Below are 16580 nucleotides of genomic sequence, written 5' to 3' on the forward strand. Positions count from 1 at the left end.
GGTCTACGCGCTGTGGGTCACGATTCGAGTCGACCTCGTCGGATTTGGTCAATCAGTGGCCCCGTGATGTTCCGGTTCGGCAGTATGCGCGGGAGGGGCGTGATTTGTCGGGCACCGGGATGTGGAGGGGAAGCATGACGATCGATGTGCTGCCGGTGACGGGGGAGCAGGCAGAGCTACTGACCGCCGCAATCGCCTTGGGTGATCGGTACACCAAGCGGCTGGGACTGCTCACTCCGCCCGCATACCGCAAGTATGCGGACGACGGTGGGCTGCTGGTCGCGTTGGAGGGCGACGAACTGGTCGGCTACGCCCTCTTTGGGCTGCCCAAGCGCAGTCAGCACGTGCGTCTCGTGCACTTGTGCGTCGCGGAGGAACGTCGAGGGAACGGGATCGCAGGGCTCTTGATCGCGGAGCTTCGTCGTCGCCAACGCCATCGGCTCGGCATCCGAGCCCGGTGCCGGCGGGACTACGGACTCAGCTCCGTGTGGAGTGCCCTCGGCTTCGTACCCAAGGGCGAGGGCCTTGGCCGAGGTAGTGATAGGGAAACCCTTGACACCTGGTGGCTCGATCTTGGTCATGATGATCTGTTCACCGAGGCGCAGAGCGACGCCCTGCTGGTCGTCGCCATTGACCACAGCGTCTTCTCCGGGCTTCAGGGCGCGGGTACCGCGAGGGCTGTTGAGGAGTCTCGGGCCCTTGAGGCCGGATGGCTCGCCGATCTGATCGATTTCACATACACGCCGCAGCTCCTCCGTGACGTGCGGGAGGTCGAGAGCCGAGAGGAGCGCAATCACCAACAAGCAGGTCTGCCCAGGCTCCGGGAGGCAGCGCCTGACCCCGGTTCGGTGTCGGCACGTCAGCAGGAGTTGATCACGGCAGTGACCGGGGAGCCACCAGAGGTCACGATCGACGAGAAGGTCTCTGGTCGGCTGCGCTATGTGGCGGAGGCGTCATGCGCTGGGCTGCAAGTGTTGGTGACGCGTGACCCAGAGTTGGAACGGCTGGCCGACGTCGCTTGGGGCGTAGCGGGTGTCAAAGTCGTTTCTCCGGCCATGGTGACCCTCCATGTCGATGAACTCCGTCAAGCCCAGGTCTACCGTCCGGCGGACCTCATGGGCACGGCGTTCTCTGCCGAAGAGGTCCGGCCCGGAAGTGAAGGAGAGCTGGTTGCCTTCTTCGAACAGGGTGCCAGTGATAGCGGTACCGACTTCGTGGAGCGGTTGAAGGCCCTTGCTGCGGATGGTGTGCTGTGGCACAGGGCACTCATCCGGGATGCTGAGGGGCATCCCGTGGCCTTGTGTGTGTGGGCCATGGACGGCCGCACGCTGAATGTCGCCTTCCTGCGCACGGCAGGGCACCCGCTGGAGCAGACGCTGGCTCGGCAGATGCTCTTCATGCTGAAACGAGTGGGCCGCGAACGGGGCGCGCAGGCAGTTCGTATCGCCGATCCGCACCTTTCCCCTGTCGCTATGTCGGCGGCGGGCGCCGACGGCTTTACGGAGGATGAGGGCGGCTTCACAGCTCTCCTTGTCGACCTGTCCGGACCGGCCGAGACTGTCTCCGTGCTGGCCGAAGAGATCGCGGCACGCGCTGGGCGTACGGCGCCGCGCCTAGACGCGCATGCGTCGCCCGAGATTGTGAGCGTGGCCGAGCGAATGTGGTGGCCAGCCAAGCTCGTTGACACGGCGCTGCCCTCCTTCATCGCGCCCGTGAAACCCCGATGGTCTACGGAACTTTTCAATGTCCCGGCCATGCTGATGCCGCGTGACGACGTACTGGGCATCAGTCGTGAGCACGTCTACTACCGGTCCCCCGGCCACCGTGGAGAGAGCGTTCCTGGCCGGATCCTTTGGTATGTCAGCGAGGGGACTGCCGGACAGCAGGGCTCGATGGTGATCGGCTGCTCGCGGCTGGACGAGGTGGTCATCGGCGACCCTGACACCCTGTTCTCGCGATTCGAACACCTGGGCGTATATGGTCGTGCCGAAGTGCGGGATGCGGCGAAGCCGGTGGGCAAGGTCATGGCCTTGAGGTTCTCGGACACGGAGATCTTTCCCGCGCAGGTGAGCCATGCGCGATTGACCGCGCTGGCTGCTGCGCTGGGGCTAAAGTTCTCGGTGATGTCGCTTTCGAAGATCGACAACGCGCTGTTCCAAGCCGTGTACGAAGAGGGGCACCGAAAGACGTGAGCGATCCGGAGCGCGCGATGCTGCTGTCTGTCCACCCTCGGTTCGCCACGGCGATCCTGGCCGGGACCAAGACGGTCGAGGTCCGCCGTCAGCGCGTCGCCGCTCCGCCCGGAACCCCTGTGCTTCTCTACGCGACCGCGCCCACGATGGCCATCGTCGGTATGGCTCGGATCGCTTCTGTGCAGGTTGCTTCCCCTCGTGAGGTCTGGTCGGCCAGTCGTACCACCGCCGGGATCAGTCGACGCGAGTACGACGAGTACATGAGTGGTGCGACCCGGGCCAGCGGCCTCTCGCTGGAGGAGCCGGTCACCTTCGAAGCCCCGGTACCGTTGGCCGCGCTCCGTGCGTTGGGCTCCTTCCATCCGCCGCAGAGCTACAGATATTTGACGGACGACGATCTGAGGAGAGTTGCTGCTGCCGCCCCCGACACGGGCGCGGCGCTCCACGGAGCATTGAACGATGCTGCTCCCGCGTAGGTGCGGTTGGCAGCCCGCTGCTGGGCGTGCTTCCCTCGCGGCATGTTGCCTGTCCCCGCTTCGCGGCAGAGTCAGGCCAGGGACCTTCGTACCGCGTCAGCCAGCGCCGTTGCCCGCAGATCACCAGGGCCCCCGATGACGTGGTTCATGACGTAGCCGAAGCCGATGCCGCGCTCAGGGTCGGCGAAGCCAAGTGAGCCTCCTCGCCCTGTGTGGCCGAAGGCACGCGGCCCGGTCATAGGGATATTCGTGGTGGGGAGCATGTACCCGGTGCTGAACCGGCTGGGTACCACCATCACCTGGTCCTGTCCGCTGGCCTGCTCTTCGATCGCCGCGGCCAGTGTCTCTGGGGTGAGTAGGCGGACCCCGTCCACCTCGCCGATCAGCGCGGCGTACATGCGCGCCAGTGCGTGCGCGGTGCCGATGCCGTTGGATGAGGGGAGTTCCGCGGCCTGGACCTCGGGGGAGTCGAAGTCGATGTTCGCCGGGTCGGTGACCGCGAACGCCCTGTTGCTGAACGAGTTCGGGTCGCGCCAGGCGGCGACGAGCTCACGGAGGTCTTTGGGGAGCGACTCCTCGGGCACGGTGGTGAGGTCGACGTCCGGCTTCCGGTACACCATGCGGCTGACCCGGTCGCGTTCACCGGGCGGCAGCCCGATGAAGAAGTCCAGCCCCAGCGGCGAGGCGATCTCCTCGGTGAAGAAGCGGCCCGGCGTGCGGCCGGACACCCGGCGGATCACTTCGCCGACAAGCCAGCCCCAGGTCCGGCCGTGGTACCCGTGTGCCGTTCCCGGAGTCCACTGCGGGTGCTGGGCGGCCAGGGCTGCCGTCATGGGGTGCCAGGCCAGTGCCTCGTCCAGCGGCACCGGCTCGTCGAGAGCGACCAGGCCAGCTTGGTGGGAAAGTAGCCAGCGCACCGGGATCTCCGCCTTGCCGTTCGCGGCGAACTCCGGCCAGTACTCGGCCACTGGGGCATCCAGGTCCAGCTCGCCCTGCTGGGCCAGCAGATGCGCCGCCGTGGCGGTCGCTCCCTTTGTCGCCGAGTAGACGAGTTGAAGGGTGTCCCGCTCCCACGGGCGGCCGGTGTCCGGATCGGCGACCCCGGCCCACAGGTCCACCACGGGGCGGCCGTCCTGGTAGACACAGACCGCCGCGCCGATGTCCTCGCGCCGGGCGAAGTTCGCCGAGAACTCCTCTCGTACCGGTTCGAACCTTGCCGCGACCTCACCGTTGATCACCGTCATGCCGCCCATCCTGGCACTCACGTACGCTCGCTCCGAGGGGCAAGTATCTGAGCAGCGGCGATCAGGCCGCCACGGGCACCGCCTGGAGGCGCTCGCGGAATTCCCGTACGGATGGGACGGCTCTGTGGGGTTCGAGCTGGGAGGAGAACTCCTTCAAGCGGTCCAGTGCCCGTACGGAGCTGACCTTGTCCTCCAGGAGCGCGGCGCCGTAGTTCGCGGCGTCCAGCGCCCCGTCCAAGTCCCCACCGGCCAGACGGGCCTCTGCCAGTCGGCTGGAACGGACGGCCTTGTCCCGGGGCGCCGCCCGCTCGACAGAGGTCACCAGCGAACGCGTCGCTCGCTCCACATGCCCCGCGCGGAGCAGCACCTTGCCCTCTGTCGATTTCACCTGCGCTTCGCCGAACCAGTCGAGCCAGTCCGGCGCGTCCCCCGCCGTCTGGCGCTCCCAGAGGGCAGCGGCGCGGTTGAGGGCTGTGCCGGCCCTCTGGTGATCGCCGTCGCGTGACAGCGCCTCGGCCTTGTGCAGGTAGAGAAAGCACTGCGCGGAGGGTGACAGGGTGCGGGGAGCGTTGTCGATACCGGTCGAGATCAGGTCGACCCGCTCGGCCGTGCGTCCGGCTTCGGAGACGTGGACGCCCATCTCGGCCAGGATGAAGGCGCCGAAGGCGTCGTCTCCGCCGGTACGGGCGCTGCGCAGCGCGCCGACGTAGTACCGCTGGCCTGCGGACCGCAGTCCTGCGTCGTACGCCATCCAACCGGTCAGGTGTGAGGTCCGGGCGGCCAACGCGTACAGGCGAACCCGGATGTCGTCTGTGTACCGGCCGCCGCTGAGCAGGCCCGTGACCAGGGAAAGGTCGCCTCGGGCCTGTTCCAGGAGCCGGGCCCCTCCCAACTGATCATCGAGGGTACGAAGGGTGCTGACGCGCTGCTCGATCGTTGTGACCATCACGTCGGTGACGCGGTCTCCGTTGATCGCCGAGGCGAACGCGGACGGTGCCTCGACCCAGCTCGACGCCAGTCCGGTCAGGGTGGCGCCGGTGATGGTGAGAAAGCCCCGTCGATCCAACCGTCCACTCCCCACGAGATCGGCCAGCGCCTCGACGGTGCCGGCCTCGGTCCACGGCGCGGTGAGCCCCGTCACCTCCCAGACCGGAAGCCACCGAGGCCAGCCCTCCGCTTGCGCCCGTTCGTACGGAACGGACAGCAGGTCGCTGAGCACGCGCTGGGCGTCCGCATCCGGTTCCTGGCCCTGCTCCCACTTCCAGACGGTCGTGCGATTCGTCGCCAGGGGGATGCCGAGCAGCTTGCCACGCGTCTGCATGAGGCGGGCGAACTCGGCCTTCCCCCATCCGCGCGACTGCCGGACGAAGGTCAAGGGGTGGATAGCTAAGGACTCACCGGGCACGTCATCACTCCTGTCGTATCCCAACAGGGCGGCCGGGCAACGCATTCCACCCCTGCATACGAGGGTGGCGTCCCCTGGAGAAACCCCCCAGAAACGTTCCGCACCCAAGGGGCCCGGCCGTTGACTGGACCTCAGTCGTCCTCGGGCCGGGCTCGCGCCTTCGCCTCTAGACGGACATTAGTTTGACGGCTTCGCTCGCGTTCCTGTCCTGGCGGAGTCGCCTTCCAACTCTGTGGAGGCATCCACCATGTCCTCGCTCGCCACCCGTCTCGTCCTCATGGGCAGGGAAGAGGAGGTCTCCATGGCCCGGCGCTCGGTCGTGGAGCGGGTCCGCGCGTGGGGCTTCATGGACGAAGAGACGACCGAGACGATCCGCCTCATCATCTCTGAACTGGTCAGCAACGCTGTGGTTCATGGCGAGGGACCTGTCACGATCACCGTTCTCGGGCGTCCCAGCGGCCTGCTGATCGACGTGAGAGACGGCAACCACGAGGCTCCCCGGACAGGGAGCTTCGGCACCGAGAACGAATGCGGCCGGGGCCTGGCCCTGGTGGACGCCCTTGCGGTGCGGTCCGGATGGGAGCCGCTCGGGCGCGGCAAGCGGGTCTGGGCTGAGGTCGCCCTTCCGGTGCGGAGACCGGTTGGTCCTCGGCCGCCCTGTGAGCCCCAGCTTCGCCCGGCCGTCTGATGTATCCGCTTCGCCCGTCGCCTCTTCCCGACCCGGACCTCGTCTTCCGGCCCACGCGCCGAGACATTGACCCGAGCACGGGGGAGCCCACCGCCCACGCCCTGTGGGACCGCCACGAGTGGCAGCCGTACGGCGAGTGCTGGCTGTGGTGCGGACGGCAGAACGTCGAGGTGACGTGGATCGGCCCGGTCCGGTCCAGCGGAATGCATGCGTCCCTGTACGCCTGCCGGGCCTGTCTGTACGAGCTTGATCAGCGGGTCCTGGACGCCAACATCCGCTGGGACGCCCGCCCCGCGCGCTGACGCCGTGACGAGGTCTCCGAACCTCCGGCCACCCGTGCCCTATGTCATCCGCACCCAGCACCACCAACAAGGGTGCGGCCCCCAGCCTCCACCGGAATGCCGGCGGGAGGAACCCAAGAGGAAGGAGAACAACGAGGTGGCAGAGAACACGACACCGTCGTCGGCCCGGAACGGCCTCCTGGTGGCGGTCGAGGAGCTGACCTCCGTCCACGACCGGTACGACAGCCTCCGGTCGGACAACGCCGGTAGCTCCGGCGACTCGCCGTGGCCCGGAGGCGACGGCAACCTGCACGACAGCGAGTAGCGGGCGGCGGTGGGGTCCGTGGTTCTCCCCGCGGACCCCACCGCTCCCTATCAGCCGATCTCACGAGGAGGAAACGATGGAACACCGGTTGATCAGCGCCATCGAGACGGCGCTCGGGTGGAACGGCGCGGGCGAACTCGGCAAAAACTTCGCACGCGGAAGTATCGGCGACCCGGGCCTGATTTCGCGCGTACTCACCCCGAACCGCCTGCTCGACATCGTCATGCGCCGGAGCATGAACCGCCCGCAGTTCCGGGTCTTCCAGGAGAGCAAGGAAGTTCACCCGGCCATCTACTTCACGGACAGCGTCAGCCCCCGGGGCCAGAGCATCCCCATGGTGAACATGCACAGCCTCGGCCGGCTGCTGGGGGAGGGGGCCACGGTGATCCTTGACCAGGCCAACGTCTTCGATCCGACGATGGAGGTCGCCTGCCGGGCGCTCCAGTGGTGGTCGCACGAGCGCGTCCAGGTCAACGCGTATCTGACGACGAACGAGGCGTCGGGTTTCCCTCTGCACTGGGACGACCACGACGTGGTGATCGTCCAGCTGGCGGGCGAGAAGGGCTGGGAGGTCCGCGGCACCTCCCGTGCCGTGCCCCTGTACCGGGACGCCGACCCCAACGACACCCCGAGCGAAGAGATCATCTGGTCAGGGGTGCTGAAAGCTGGCGACGTGATGCACATCCCCCGCGGTCACTGGCACCAGGCAACCCGTAACGGCCACGGGTCGGGGAAGAGCCTCCACGTCACCTTCGGGATCACCAAGCGCACCGGCGCGAGCTGGCTGGCCTGGCTGGGCGACTGGTGCCGGGAGCAGGAGATCTTCCGTCACGACCTGGACCGTCGTGACGGAGAGGCGTTCCACGCCCTGACGGAGGTCGCCACCCAGTTGGTCGCCGAGCGCTCGCCGGCCGACTTCCTGGCCGCGTACGAGCAGGCGATGCCGCTTCCCCGGCAGGTCCCCTTCCTGGACGTCTTCGGATCACTCGACGCCGTGGTCTGCACCACCCACTTCCCTCCGCGTATCGAGGAGAACGGCGAGACCGTCGACGTCCTGGCCTCGGGGAAGAAGCTGACCCTCCTGGCCAAGGCCCTGCCCTCGCTGCGGCTGCTGCTGAGCGGGAGGCCCGTGCCGCTGGACCGGGCGGTCTCCGTCGTCGGGTCCGAAGCGGTGGAGGTCGCCGAGATCCTGGTGAAGGAGGAGCTGTGCGCGGTCTTCACCCCCGAGTTGTCCTCGGGCTACACCGGTCTCGTCACGAACGCCGCCTCCTGACCGGAGCACTGGATCTCGGCGTCACCTCGATCGACACGAGCACCAACTACCTCGGCTTCCACTCGCATACCGTCCTGGCGCGGACAGCCGGCGATCTCCTGCCCAGGTTCACGGTCTCCACGAAGGTGGGCTATTTCCCCGGACGGGAACGGGCCGAGCACTCCCTGGACCCCGTGCGGCTGTACGAGGCCGTGGAACACGCCGCCCGGGATCTCGGACGGGAGCCCGACCTGGTGTTCCTGCACAACCCGGAACACTCCCTCGGTGACGCCTCCAACCATGGCCGGGACGTACTGGCCCAGGCGTGCGCGGTGCTGGACGACGCCGTGTCGAAGGGGCTGTGCGGTGCCTGGGGCGTGGCCTCCTGGGATCCGTCCCCGCTGGTTGGCCTGGTCGATCCGACGACGCCGAAGCCATCGGTCCTCATGGCGCGAGCCGGGCTGCTGGTCGGTACCAGAACGCTCGACGCCGCCGAAGCCCTCGCGGCGGCCTGGGACCTCGGCCGCAGTCGGTTGTGGGGCATGAGCCCCTTCGGGGGAAGCACGGGGGACCCGGTATGGGGTCGGATCGACCCCCGGGTCTTCCTTCGGGGCGGTGAAGGATTCTCCCGTGTCCAGGCGGCCTTTCGGGCCTCGTACTGCCTCCCGGGTGCCGGGACCATGGCCGTGGGTACGGACGATCCGGCTCATCTGGGCGAACTGCTCGACGCCCTGGCCGCCGAGCCCGATGAGCCGACGATCCACGATTACCGCACCCTCCTCCGGGAGCGGGCGATGGGTCAGCCGGCCTGAAGCTCCGCGATGCCCTGCCGTGCCCTGTGCCGGGCGGGTTCGATCCGAGGGTCTTCCGGGTGTGCGTCCGGTCCAAGGATCTTCGCGCACACGAAGAGCGTCATCAGCTTGCCGTCCCGGCTCTCGAAGTCGTGCCTCCGCTCGCGTCGTACGCGGTCGGCCAGAGCGGGGACGGCGAGCGAGGCGGCCCAGAGCGTCGCGGAGTCGAGCCCGTGAGGGGCGTTTCCCCAGTCCTCCCAGTCGAAGAGGGAGAAGACGGGTGCGCTCATGTTGGCCCAGTTCAGGTCGGCGTGGGCCGGAACCCATTGTTCAACGGTCGTGTCGATCACCTCGGGGAACACGCCCCGGATCGACCTGCTGACCAGCTCCTGTGTGATTGTGACGGTGTCCGGAGTGGCTACGCGCTTGGTCGTGTTACGTGCGAGCGCGTCCAGTGAAGAACCGAAGTCCCGCCACCACTCCTCCGACAGCGTCGGCTCTTCCGCCAGGACGGCGGTCCCGATCGGCGTACCGGGAAGAAGGTCGGACTCGTCGGCACGCCACATCACCGGCTCGTCCGCGTCCTGCCAGACCACACATCCCCGCCACGCGGGCTGGGCGACGCCCTCAAGGCGCGCTGCGCTCTCCGTACCGTTCCATCCCTGGTCGGTGATTCTGTCGAGCGGCCGACGTTCCACCCGTACCCAGGTGTCGCGGTCGGTCCGTGCGCCGACGGATCGGCGTTTGCGTACCACCGTGCTGGGGTCCAGTCGGGTCTGAAGGGACCGCTCGACGCGGTCAAGAACCTTGTCGACCGGCTCGACTCGGAGGTCGACAGAGCGGACAGCGGAGACCGAGTGCGTCATGCGGGGACCGTAGCAGCGGGCCGCGGTGCCACGGGGGCATCTGAGCCAAGAGGGGCGAGCGGTTACCTGATGCCTACGGCGTGCCCCGGGTACAGCGACGGCCTCCTTCGGACGCAGCGAAGGAGGCCGTCAGCGGTTGGGCTATCGGCGTGGACTGGGCCGTGGCGTCGGACTCAACGGCGTCGCGGCGACGGGCTCGTTCTGGTACACGACCATCGGCCTTGCAGCCCTGGTCGAGCGTGCCTGAGCTGCGAGGGCGCGGGCGCTTGGCGGTGGCCGGTGGGCGAGACGGCGGATCCGCCAGGTGAGGACCTCCGCAGGGGAAACGGCGTCATCCAGGGTGCGCTGGTGGGTCGCGACCTGGAGGAGTCGTCGTGGGTCATGCCCTTCGGTTTCGGCCTCCGAGAGCGCTGTGGCCAGGGCGGGCCAGGCGGGGTCGGTGAGGACCGTCTCCCCGTGATCGGGGATGACCGTTCGGATGTGCTGGGCCAGCCATGCGGCCTTGTCCGTCGGTGGCCTGCGGTCGGTGAGGGCGGCCAGGGGCGCGGTGGCTGCTTGAGCGTAGGCGGCTCGGAGATGAAGCAGGGTCTGTTGGGCGGCTGCGACTTGCTGGTCGTGGTGGCGGAGCCGGTGCCAGCGGATGGTGGCGATGACGGCCAGGAGAGCCATGTCGAGGAACATCGCCAGTCCGCTGCTGTCACCGCTAGCTGGTGCGGTTCGCAGGGCGCGGATGGCTCCGCGCAGGGCTCGGGCCTGGTCGTGCCGGGCCCGGACCCGGGAGCGGGTTGCTCGTTCGAAGGCCGTGGCGGCTTGACGGAGCTGGGGACGGAGGTCGTCGGGGGCGACCAGCGGCAGGGCGTCGAGTGCTTCTCCGAAGGCGGCGATGTGGGCCTGGGCGGCTTCGTCGTCGGCCTGGTCGAGGTGGCGGGGTATGCGTTCGGTCGCGGCGGTGGCCTGGTGCCAGGGGTCGGGCCTTCGGCGGGTTCCGGTCGGGTCGGTCGGCAGTGCTTCGGTGGCGTCGAGGCGTTGGCGGATCTGGGGGTAGGAGAGGTCGGGGGCGAGCTTGGAGCCGGAGAACCAGATGGGCTCGCCCTGAGCGTTGGTGTCGCCGCTGAGTGCGATCTTGTAGCCGCGTATGTCGCCGGACGGGAAGCGCTGGACATCGACGAGGACGCCCTCCACCCCGGTCAGTACGCGGATGAACTCCTCTGGACTGGTGGAGGCGGCGACCACGGTACGGACGGTGGTACGCAGGTGCTCGCGGGTGGTCGTCCGCCGACCGGTCCGCAGTGCCTTCTCCTTCTCGGCGCGGGTGGGGCGCTGGGCGGCGGTGCGGTCTCCGCGGACGAGCTGCCGGAGGCCGTACTCCTTCTCGATGGAGGCGAGCTCGCGGTCGGCATTGAGGTAGTCGTGCCAGTTGCGGGCGGGGCTCAGGTCGCTCCGGACTTTGGTGGCGGCGATGTGGATGTGGTCGGGGGCGTGGCGCACAGCCACCCACCGGCATCCGTCCGGGTCTCCCTCGGGGGCGATGCCGGTGGCCGCGACGATTCGCCGGGCGATGTCCGCCCACTCGTCGTCACTGAGAATCCGATCCTCAGGTGCGGCCCGGATCGAGCAGTGCCACACATGCTGCTTGGGTCCCCGGCCGAGCCGTCTGGCCTGCTTGACCCGCAGGTCCAGGTCGGCGACGAGGAGCTTCTTGGCGGCGTCGAAGTCATCGGCCCGGCCGGGGTCCGGGGCGAAGCCGTCCCAGGAGGCGACCAGGTGCGGGTCGGTGTGGTCCTTGGCCTCCTTCGTGTCGAACAGGTACCGGATGAGACCAGCGGTGCTCTTCCCGCTGCCGACCCTCGCGATCATTCGGCCGCCTTCGCGGAGACGGTCTCGTTCATGACCCCGGCGACCTTGGCGATAGTGGCGCGCACAGTGCCGAGGGTCTGCTGGGCGCGGTCGAGGAGGGCGGTGTCCCCAGGGTGGGGAACGCCTCCGGTGTTCAGCCGGCGGGCGATCTGGTTGACGTTGTTTCCGATACGGGCCACCTCGGTACGCAGGGCGTCGAGCCGGTCGAGGCGGTCGTCGAGGCTGGTGCGCTGCCCGGGCAGGCCGCTGGCGAGTTCTCCGTCGAGGTAGGCCATGACCACGGCACCGACGAAGTGCGCGCTGGCTATCTCCAGTTCGCGAGCCTTGCCGACGATCCGGGCTTTCTCCTCGGCGCTGTAGCGGACATCGACGCGTTCCTTGCGCCGGACCTCTTTGCGGCCCCGTCGTCGTGCAATGCGGCGCAGGGCGGCCTCGTCAGCGGCACGCACGACCCCCGTCCTCGGCGCGCCCTCGCGCCGAGGGCCCGCCTCCGCCACTCCCGGGGCGGAGGCTTCCGCGTCGGTCCGGCCTGTGGACGGTCCAACGCCATACCTTGCTCCGCCCGGGGCGGGGGCAGCGGTCGTTCGTGTCTGGAGGGAGGGTCGTCTGCTGTGCTCGTCGGGCAAGAGGTCTGTTCCGTTCGGGTCGTCGACAGAGGTGAGGGCAAGAAGAGTTGGTAGGTGGGGCGGCGTTGGTCCGGGACCACAGCTGTCGGCCGGTGGAGGGATGGTCGCGGACCAGCGGGTTGGTCCGCTGGTTCGTGGCCCGCAAACCGCGGTCCGCAGTGGTCGGGCGGACTTCCGCTACCGGGTGAGACCCGCGTTGACCTGCGGAAAGCCTGGTCCGCAGACCGATCCGGTCCGTGCGGACCAGAAGTGCCGCCGTACGCGTCTGGTCCGGGGCATGGACCGGACCAACCTGCGGACCAGTTCTGGACCGGACCGGTCGTGGTCGCGGACCAAGGTAGGCGGGACGGCAGCGGTCAGTCCGAGAGCCGCTCCAGGGGGATTCCGAAGGCGCCCATGGGCGGATCCTGGTTGAAGTACGGAGTGTGGGCCCCGGGACCGGACGCCGCACCCGATCCCGTCTTCGTCGGGGCGTTGACGATCTCGTTCACCAGGCTCGGCAGGGTACGGGGGTGGAGGCTCTTCGCCCGCAGCCGGTCCATGGCCTGCCGGAGCACCGTCGGTTCGAAGCCCTCGTTCAGCAAGCCGCTCACCTGCTTCGTCAGCTGCCCGAGCACGTCGCGGGGCGGTCGGCGGGTGCAGTCGGCCGCGTACTCGGCGACCAGGTCCGTGGCAGATGGGATGGCGGGTGCGGGTGCGGGTGCGGGTGCGGGTGCGGGGCGCCCCATAGGTACAGATCCAGGATCCAAGATCCTAGATCCAGGCAGTGAGCCCTCACCGAGGGCTCCGTCAGCCGACCGTGAAGCCTCACGGAAACTCCGCTGACCTGCTGTTTCTTCCATCGGTGCGGCCTCGGGGTCTGCTGCGGCGTCGGGCTTCTCCTCCGGATGGGGTGTGGATCGTACGGGTGTCTCGGCGCGGTCCGGCTCGGGGGCGAAGTCGGGCGAAACCGGCCGTGTGAGTTCTCCATGAGGGCTCACTGAATCGCCGGTCGCGTGCGGCGCCGAGCCGGTGCCGGCAGTGGGGCACCGCGGTGATCGGCACCGTCCGCAGTGCTGCGCGGGCTGGTGGGCCGGGCAGCGGGGGAGACGCGACTCGGACGGGCGGTTGATCTTCTGGTGCCGGTCCCAGGTGGCGATGTGCAGCCAGGTGCGTCCGTCGCAGCCGGTGTACCGGCAGATCAGCCCGGTCTCGGCGAGTTGCCGCAGGTCCTCTTCCACATCGGTGGCCGTGTGCTCCGGCCGTAGGGCCCACAGCCGTCCGGCGATGATCGCCGCGCTGTCCCGGAAGCGGCCGGAGTCGTCGGCCTGGGTGAGTAGACCGATGAACGTGAGCACGGCGGTCACGCTCACGGCGGCGAGGTCCTCAGACTCGAACGCTTCGGGCTTGATGGTGCGTATACGGGACAAGGCGGAAACAGTCCTCACCCGGCGGGCACAGCCCACCGTTGCTCGTCACACGGGAAGGGAGGTCGATAAGAGAGGGACGACAACACAGCCACACCCGACCGGGGAAAGTCCAGCCCTGTTCGGCCCTATCTCCAACGGCAGAACAGCAGGGGGTTCGATGGCGTGTCGGGGGGTTGTCGAAACGGTAGGGCACGATCCCCGGTTGCCGAAATCATCCGGCCCGCAAGGCATTTGGGGAGTGGTGAGGATGGGTTTATAGCAGCGGTTCCCCGGTTCGCCAAACCGGGGATCGTTCCTACCGTTGGTGGAGTAACCGCAGATCAGTGCGGTGATCGCTGCTCCCGTACCCGAGGAACCACTTGCCGCTTCCCGCCCGCCGTCTCCCCGACAAGCTGACCGTCGACGATTTCTGCGCCGCGACTACGAGAACTGGCTGACCGACCGTGAGGACCGTGCGTGATCAACCGGTCCTTCAAAGTCCGCTTCTACGCCACCGAGATCTACCGGGGAAAGCGCAGGACCAGCTACACCGTCCGATGGTCCGTCAACGGCAACCGCCACGGACAGAGCTTTACGACGAACGCGCTCGCCGAGTCCTTCCGTGCCACCCATCGCGTCGCCGCGAACAACGGAGAACCCTTCGATACGGGTACCGGTCTGCCCGCATCGCACACCCCACCCGCCGCCGGGGCCACCTGGTACGAGTTCGCCCTCCAGTACGTCGACATGAAGTGGCCGCGGATCTCCGCCAACAACCGCAAGAACACCGCCAAGGCCCTCACCAAGGTCACCCTCGCTCTGCTCCGCACCGACCTCCCGGACCGCTTCGACCCGGTCGAGGCACGCCGGGCGTTGCGTGAGTACGCCTTCAACAAGCTCCGGCGTGACGAGGCCCCGTCCGAGGCCCGCGCCGTCCTGGCCTGGATCGCTCGCAACTCCCTCTCGATGAGTGCCTGGGAGGACGGCAAACGCGTCGCCGCCGTCCTGGACGCGTTCAACGCCCTCCTCGACGGCATCCGCGCTGCCGCCAGCTCGGTCAAGCGCGAGCGGCGTATCCTCAACGTGGCCCTGAAGTACGCCGTCCGGCAGCAGATCCTTACCGTCAACCCGCTGCCCAAGGGCAAGGAGGACGACGTCGCCCCGAAGGCCGCCGACGCCGTCGACAAGCGGTCCCTGCTCAACCCCGCCCAGGTGGCCGCTCTCCTCAGCTGGATCGCCGGCCGCCCCCGCACCGGTCATCGGCTCCACGGCTTCTTCGCCACGCTGTACTACGCGGGGCTGCGGCCTGAGGAGGCCGTCGCCCTCCGTGTCGCATCGGCCACCCTGCCCGCCGAGGGCTGGGGCGAACTGCTCGTCCACACCGCCGAGCCAGAGGTGGGCAGCCACTGGACCGACGACGGCCGGGTCCACGAGACCCGTCACCTCAAGGGCCGCGCCGAGGGCGACACCCGCCCCGTCCCCGTCCCCCCGGCACTCGTCGCCATCCTCCGCGACCTGATCACGACGGACCGCCTCCAGCCCGGAGACCTCCTTTTTCCCGGGGAGAAAGGTGGACTGCTCGCCGGGTCCGTCTTCCGCCGTGCCTGGAACAAGGCTCGCCGGGCCGTGCTGCCGCCGCACGTGTACGAATCACCGACCGGGAAGCGCGTCTACGACCTGAGCCACACCTGCCTGACCACCTGGCTGAACAACGGCGTTCCACCCGCCCAGGTTGCCGCTTGGGCCGGCAACAGCGTGCCCGTACTGCTCGCCACGTACGCCCGCTGCGTCACCGGCCAGCTCGCCGAACTCCAGCAGCGCATCGAAGGTCCGCAGCAGCTTCCCGGGACCGGGCTCGTGCAGAGGGATCATCATCAAAACTTGGGGAAGTTTTCGGGAAGAACAGCCGCCAGGAGCCGTCCCAAGCCGCCCACAGCCGGACTCCCACCCGTGTCGCCAGGAGGCCCCGGGGGCCTCGCTGGCCCCTCCCGGCGTACCAGCTAAAAGCCCCTGAACAGCAAAAAGGCCCTCCCGGACGGGAGGGCTGCGGCACAAAGGGAAGAGCGCCCCCGGCAGGACTCGAACCTGCGGCCAAGCGCTTAGAAGGCGCTTGCTCTGTTCCGGCGCCTTCACTTGTTCAGGTTGAGTGCCTGATGAGTAGGCCTCGGCGATTCCGGCACCCGCGTGCCGATTCGCCGACGGCAGACGCATCGATCCCGCAAGGGACTGGAATTGTGCGGCGAAGCAAGTAAACTAGAGCAGCTCGCGGGGGGAGTGCGGCGTGAGCGGTGCAAGATAGCACGGGATCGCCGGTTACCGAAACCGACGATTCTCCTGATCATTGAAGTAGTTCGGCCACCGTGTGATTCACGTGGGATGGCCGGACAGTTCTGTCTGTCCCTCTGCCTCACCCTCAAGGACCCCCTATGCGCGCGATTGTTTATAGCAGGACGTCTCATCTGACCGATCGGCAGCGCTCTTCGATCCTGGACTGGGCCGCCGAGCAGCCGCAGAACGGGCTCGCTCTTCGGGCTTTCCTGGCATCTATCGCTCTCGCGGCGTTGCGGCCGAAGGAATCCCTGGCGCTGCGTGTTCGGGACATGGAATTCGCGGACGACGGCCGCGGTTGGCTCCTTGTCCACCCTCAGGCACCGGAGCGCTGCGAGAAAGACTCGGACTGTGCAGGGGATGTGCGGCGTGTTCCCCTCTGCCGTCAGTTGGCGACGATCCTGAAGGAGGAGGCCATCCGGCGCAATCTCCGCCCTGATGACGCGATATTCGTTCTCGATGACGGACGGTCGCTGACCGCCCAGATCTACCGGAACGTCTGGTGGCAAGCGCGGGCGGCGATTCTGGAGGCGGATGAAATCGACTTGTCGCTCGGTAGGAATGTCTCTGACCTGCGTGACGCATGCATCGCGGCGTGGCTGAAGAACGGTGACCAGACAGTGGCGCACATTCTTGCGGTGGCCGAGTGGGCCGGAATGAGCGCTCCTCGCCTCGCCGAACGTTTCGCGCCCTGCCTTCGCATGCCGACACGGGACGAAATCCCCTGGGATCAAATCGAAGCCGCCATGGCTCTTCCCGACCTGCCGAGTGATTCGAAATCAGCTCCGCAGCGACCGTAGCCCGTACTCCGAGTCCCGGCTCGGCCGTAGATACTCCCTGCTGCACGACAGGCACCGGATG

The 16580-nt window shown here is 68.1% G+C and carries 15 protein-coding genes; 9 read left to right on the forward strand and 6 right to left on the reverse strand.

Translation table 11 applies throughout. From position 1 onward, the window contains the following. Window positions 1-134: 134 nt before the first annotated feature. Complete coding sequence (locus ACIQ9E_RS01290; RefSeq protein ID WP_403700091.1) at window positions 135-2192, forward strand: GNAT family N-acetyltransferase; 2058 nt, start codon at window positions 135-137, stop codon at window positions 2190-2192. Next, window positions 2189-2668 (forward strand): ASCH domain-containing protein, encoded by a 480-nt coding sequence (locus tag ACIQ9E_RS01295; protein WP_403700094.1) that lies wholly within the window; start codon window positions 2189-2191, stop codon window positions 2666-2668. Before ACIQ9E_RS01290 ends, ACIQ9E_RS01295 begins: the two co-directional genes overlap by 4 nt. 71 nt (window positions 2669-2739) lie before the next feature. Here ACIQ9E_RS01295 and ACIQ9E_RS01300 read toward each other — a convergent pair whose 3' ends face one another. Together ACIQ9E_RS01300 and ACIQ9E_RS01305 are read right to left on the reverse strand one after the other, a co-directional pair. Further along, window positions 2740-3912: a serine hydrolase domain-containing protein gene (locus ACIQ9E_RS01300; RefSeq protein ID WP_403700097.1), complete on the reverse strand. Its 1173-nt coding sequence runs from the start codon at window positions 3910-3912 to the stop codon at window positions 2740-2742. Between the two features lie 61 nt (window positions 3913-3973). Further along, window positions 3974-5362: a transcriptional regulator gene (locus ACIQ9E_RS01305; protein WP_403700100.1), complete on the reverse strand. Its 1389-nt coding sequence runs from the start codon at window positions 5360-5362 to the stop codon at window positions 3974-3976. 202 nt (window positions 5363-5564) lie between these two features. On the opposite strand from ACIQ9E_RS01305, the gene ACIQ9E_RS01310 reads away from it, so the two are divergent. From ACIQ9E_RS01310 to ACIQ9E_RS01330, 5 genes are all read left to right on the forward strand, one after another. Beyond that, window positions 5565-6005 carry an ATP-binding protein gene (locus ACIQ9E_RS01310; RefSeq protein ID WP_403700103.1) on the forward strand — a complete coding sequence of 147 codons (441 nt, stop codon included), beginning with the start codon at window positions 5565-5567 and terminating at the stop codon, window positions 6003-6005. Next, complete coding sequence (locus ACIQ9E_RS01315) at window positions 6005-6307, forward strand: hypothetical protein (protein WP_403700105.1); 303 nt, start codon at window positions 6005-6007, stop codon at window positions 6305-6307. The genes ACIQ9E_RS01310 and ACIQ9E_RS01315 overlap by 1 nt, the downstream gene beginning before the upstream one ends. A 136-nt stretch (window positions 6308-6443) precedes the next feature. Next, entirely contained in the window at window positions 6444-6611 is a 168-nt protein-coding gene (locus tag ACIQ9E_RS01320) for a hypothetical protein (protein WP_153480196.1), read from the forward strand. Between the two features lie 76 nt (window positions 6612-6687). Then, complete coding sequence (locus ACIQ9E_RS01325) at window positions 6688-7884, forward strand: JmjC domain-containing protein (protein WP_403700108.1); 1197 nt, start codon at window positions 6688-6690, stop codon at window positions 7882-7884. Then, window positions 7818-8675: an aldo/keto reductase gene (locus ACIQ9E_RS01330; protein ID WP_403700111.1), complete on the forward strand. Its 858-nt coding sequence runs from the start codon at window positions 7818-7820 to the stop codon at window positions 8673-8675. Before ACIQ9E_RS01325 ends, ACIQ9E_RS01330 begins: the two co-directional genes overlap by 67 nt. Here the strand turns inward: ACIQ9E_RS01330 and ACIQ9E_RS01335 are convergent. The 4 genes from ACIQ9E_RS01335 to ACIQ9E_RS01350 all read right to left on the reverse strand — a co-directional run bounded on the left by ACIQ9E_RS01335 (window position 8663) and on the right by ACIQ9E_RS01350 (window position 13412). Continuing rightward, on the reverse strand, window positions 8663-9520 hold the full coding sequence (locus ACIQ9E_RS01335) for a hypothetical protein (RefSeq protein WP_403700113.1): 858 nt from the start codon (window positions 9518-9520) through the stop codon (window positions 8663-8665). The two genes, ACIQ9E_RS01330 and ACIQ9E_RS01335, sit on opposite strands and share 13 nt — an antisense overlap. Window positions 9521-9661: 141 nt before the next feature. After that, window positions 9662-11377 carry a relaxase/mobilization nuclease domain-containing protein gene (locus ACIQ9E_RS01340; RefSeq protein WP_403700115.1) on the reverse strand — a complete coding sequence of 572 codons (1716 nt, stop codon included), beginning with the start codon at window positions 11375-11377 and terminating at the stop codon, window positions 9662-9664. Next, window positions 11374-11826: a MobC family plasmid mobilization relaxosome protein gene (locus ACIQ9E_RS01345; protein WP_403700118.1), complete on the reverse strand. Its 453-nt coding sequence runs from the start codon at window positions 11824-11826 to the stop codon at window positions 11374-11376. Before ACIQ9E_RS01345 ends, ACIQ9E_RS01340 begins: the two co-directional genes overlap by 4 nt. 533 nt (window positions 11827-12359) lie before the next feature. Continuing rightward, window positions 12360-13412, reverse strand: a complete 1053-nt coding sequence (locus tag ACIQ9E_RS01350) for a hypothetical protein (protein WP_403700121.1) — start codon at window positions 13410-13412, stop codon at window positions 12360-12362. 456 nt (window positions 13413-13868) lie between these two features. Here ACIQ9E_RS01350 and ACIQ9E_RS01355 point away from each other — a divergent pair, with 456 nt between their 5' ends. After that, window positions 13869-15395, forward strand: a complete 1527-nt coding sequence (locus tag ACIQ9E_RS01355; protein ID WP_403700124.1) for a tyrosine-type recombinase/integrase — start codon at window positions 13869-13871, stop codon at window positions 15393-15395. Window positions 15396-15817: 422 nt separating this feature from the next. Beyond that, window positions 15818-16519 carry a hypothetical protein gene (locus tag ACIQ9E_RS01360; RefSeq protein ID WP_403700127.1) on the forward strand — a complete coding sequence of 234 codons (702 nt, stop codon included), beginning with the start codon at window positions 15818-15820 and terminating at the stop codon, window positions 16517-16519. The last annotated feature ends 61 nt before the right edge of the window (window positions 16520-16580 follow it).

Origin of the sequence: Streptomyces sp. NPDC094448 (genome assembly GCF_044763775.1) — a bacterium.
Taxonomy (GTDB): Bacteria; Actinomycetota; Actinomycetes; order Streptomycetales; family Streptomycetaceae; genus Streptomyces.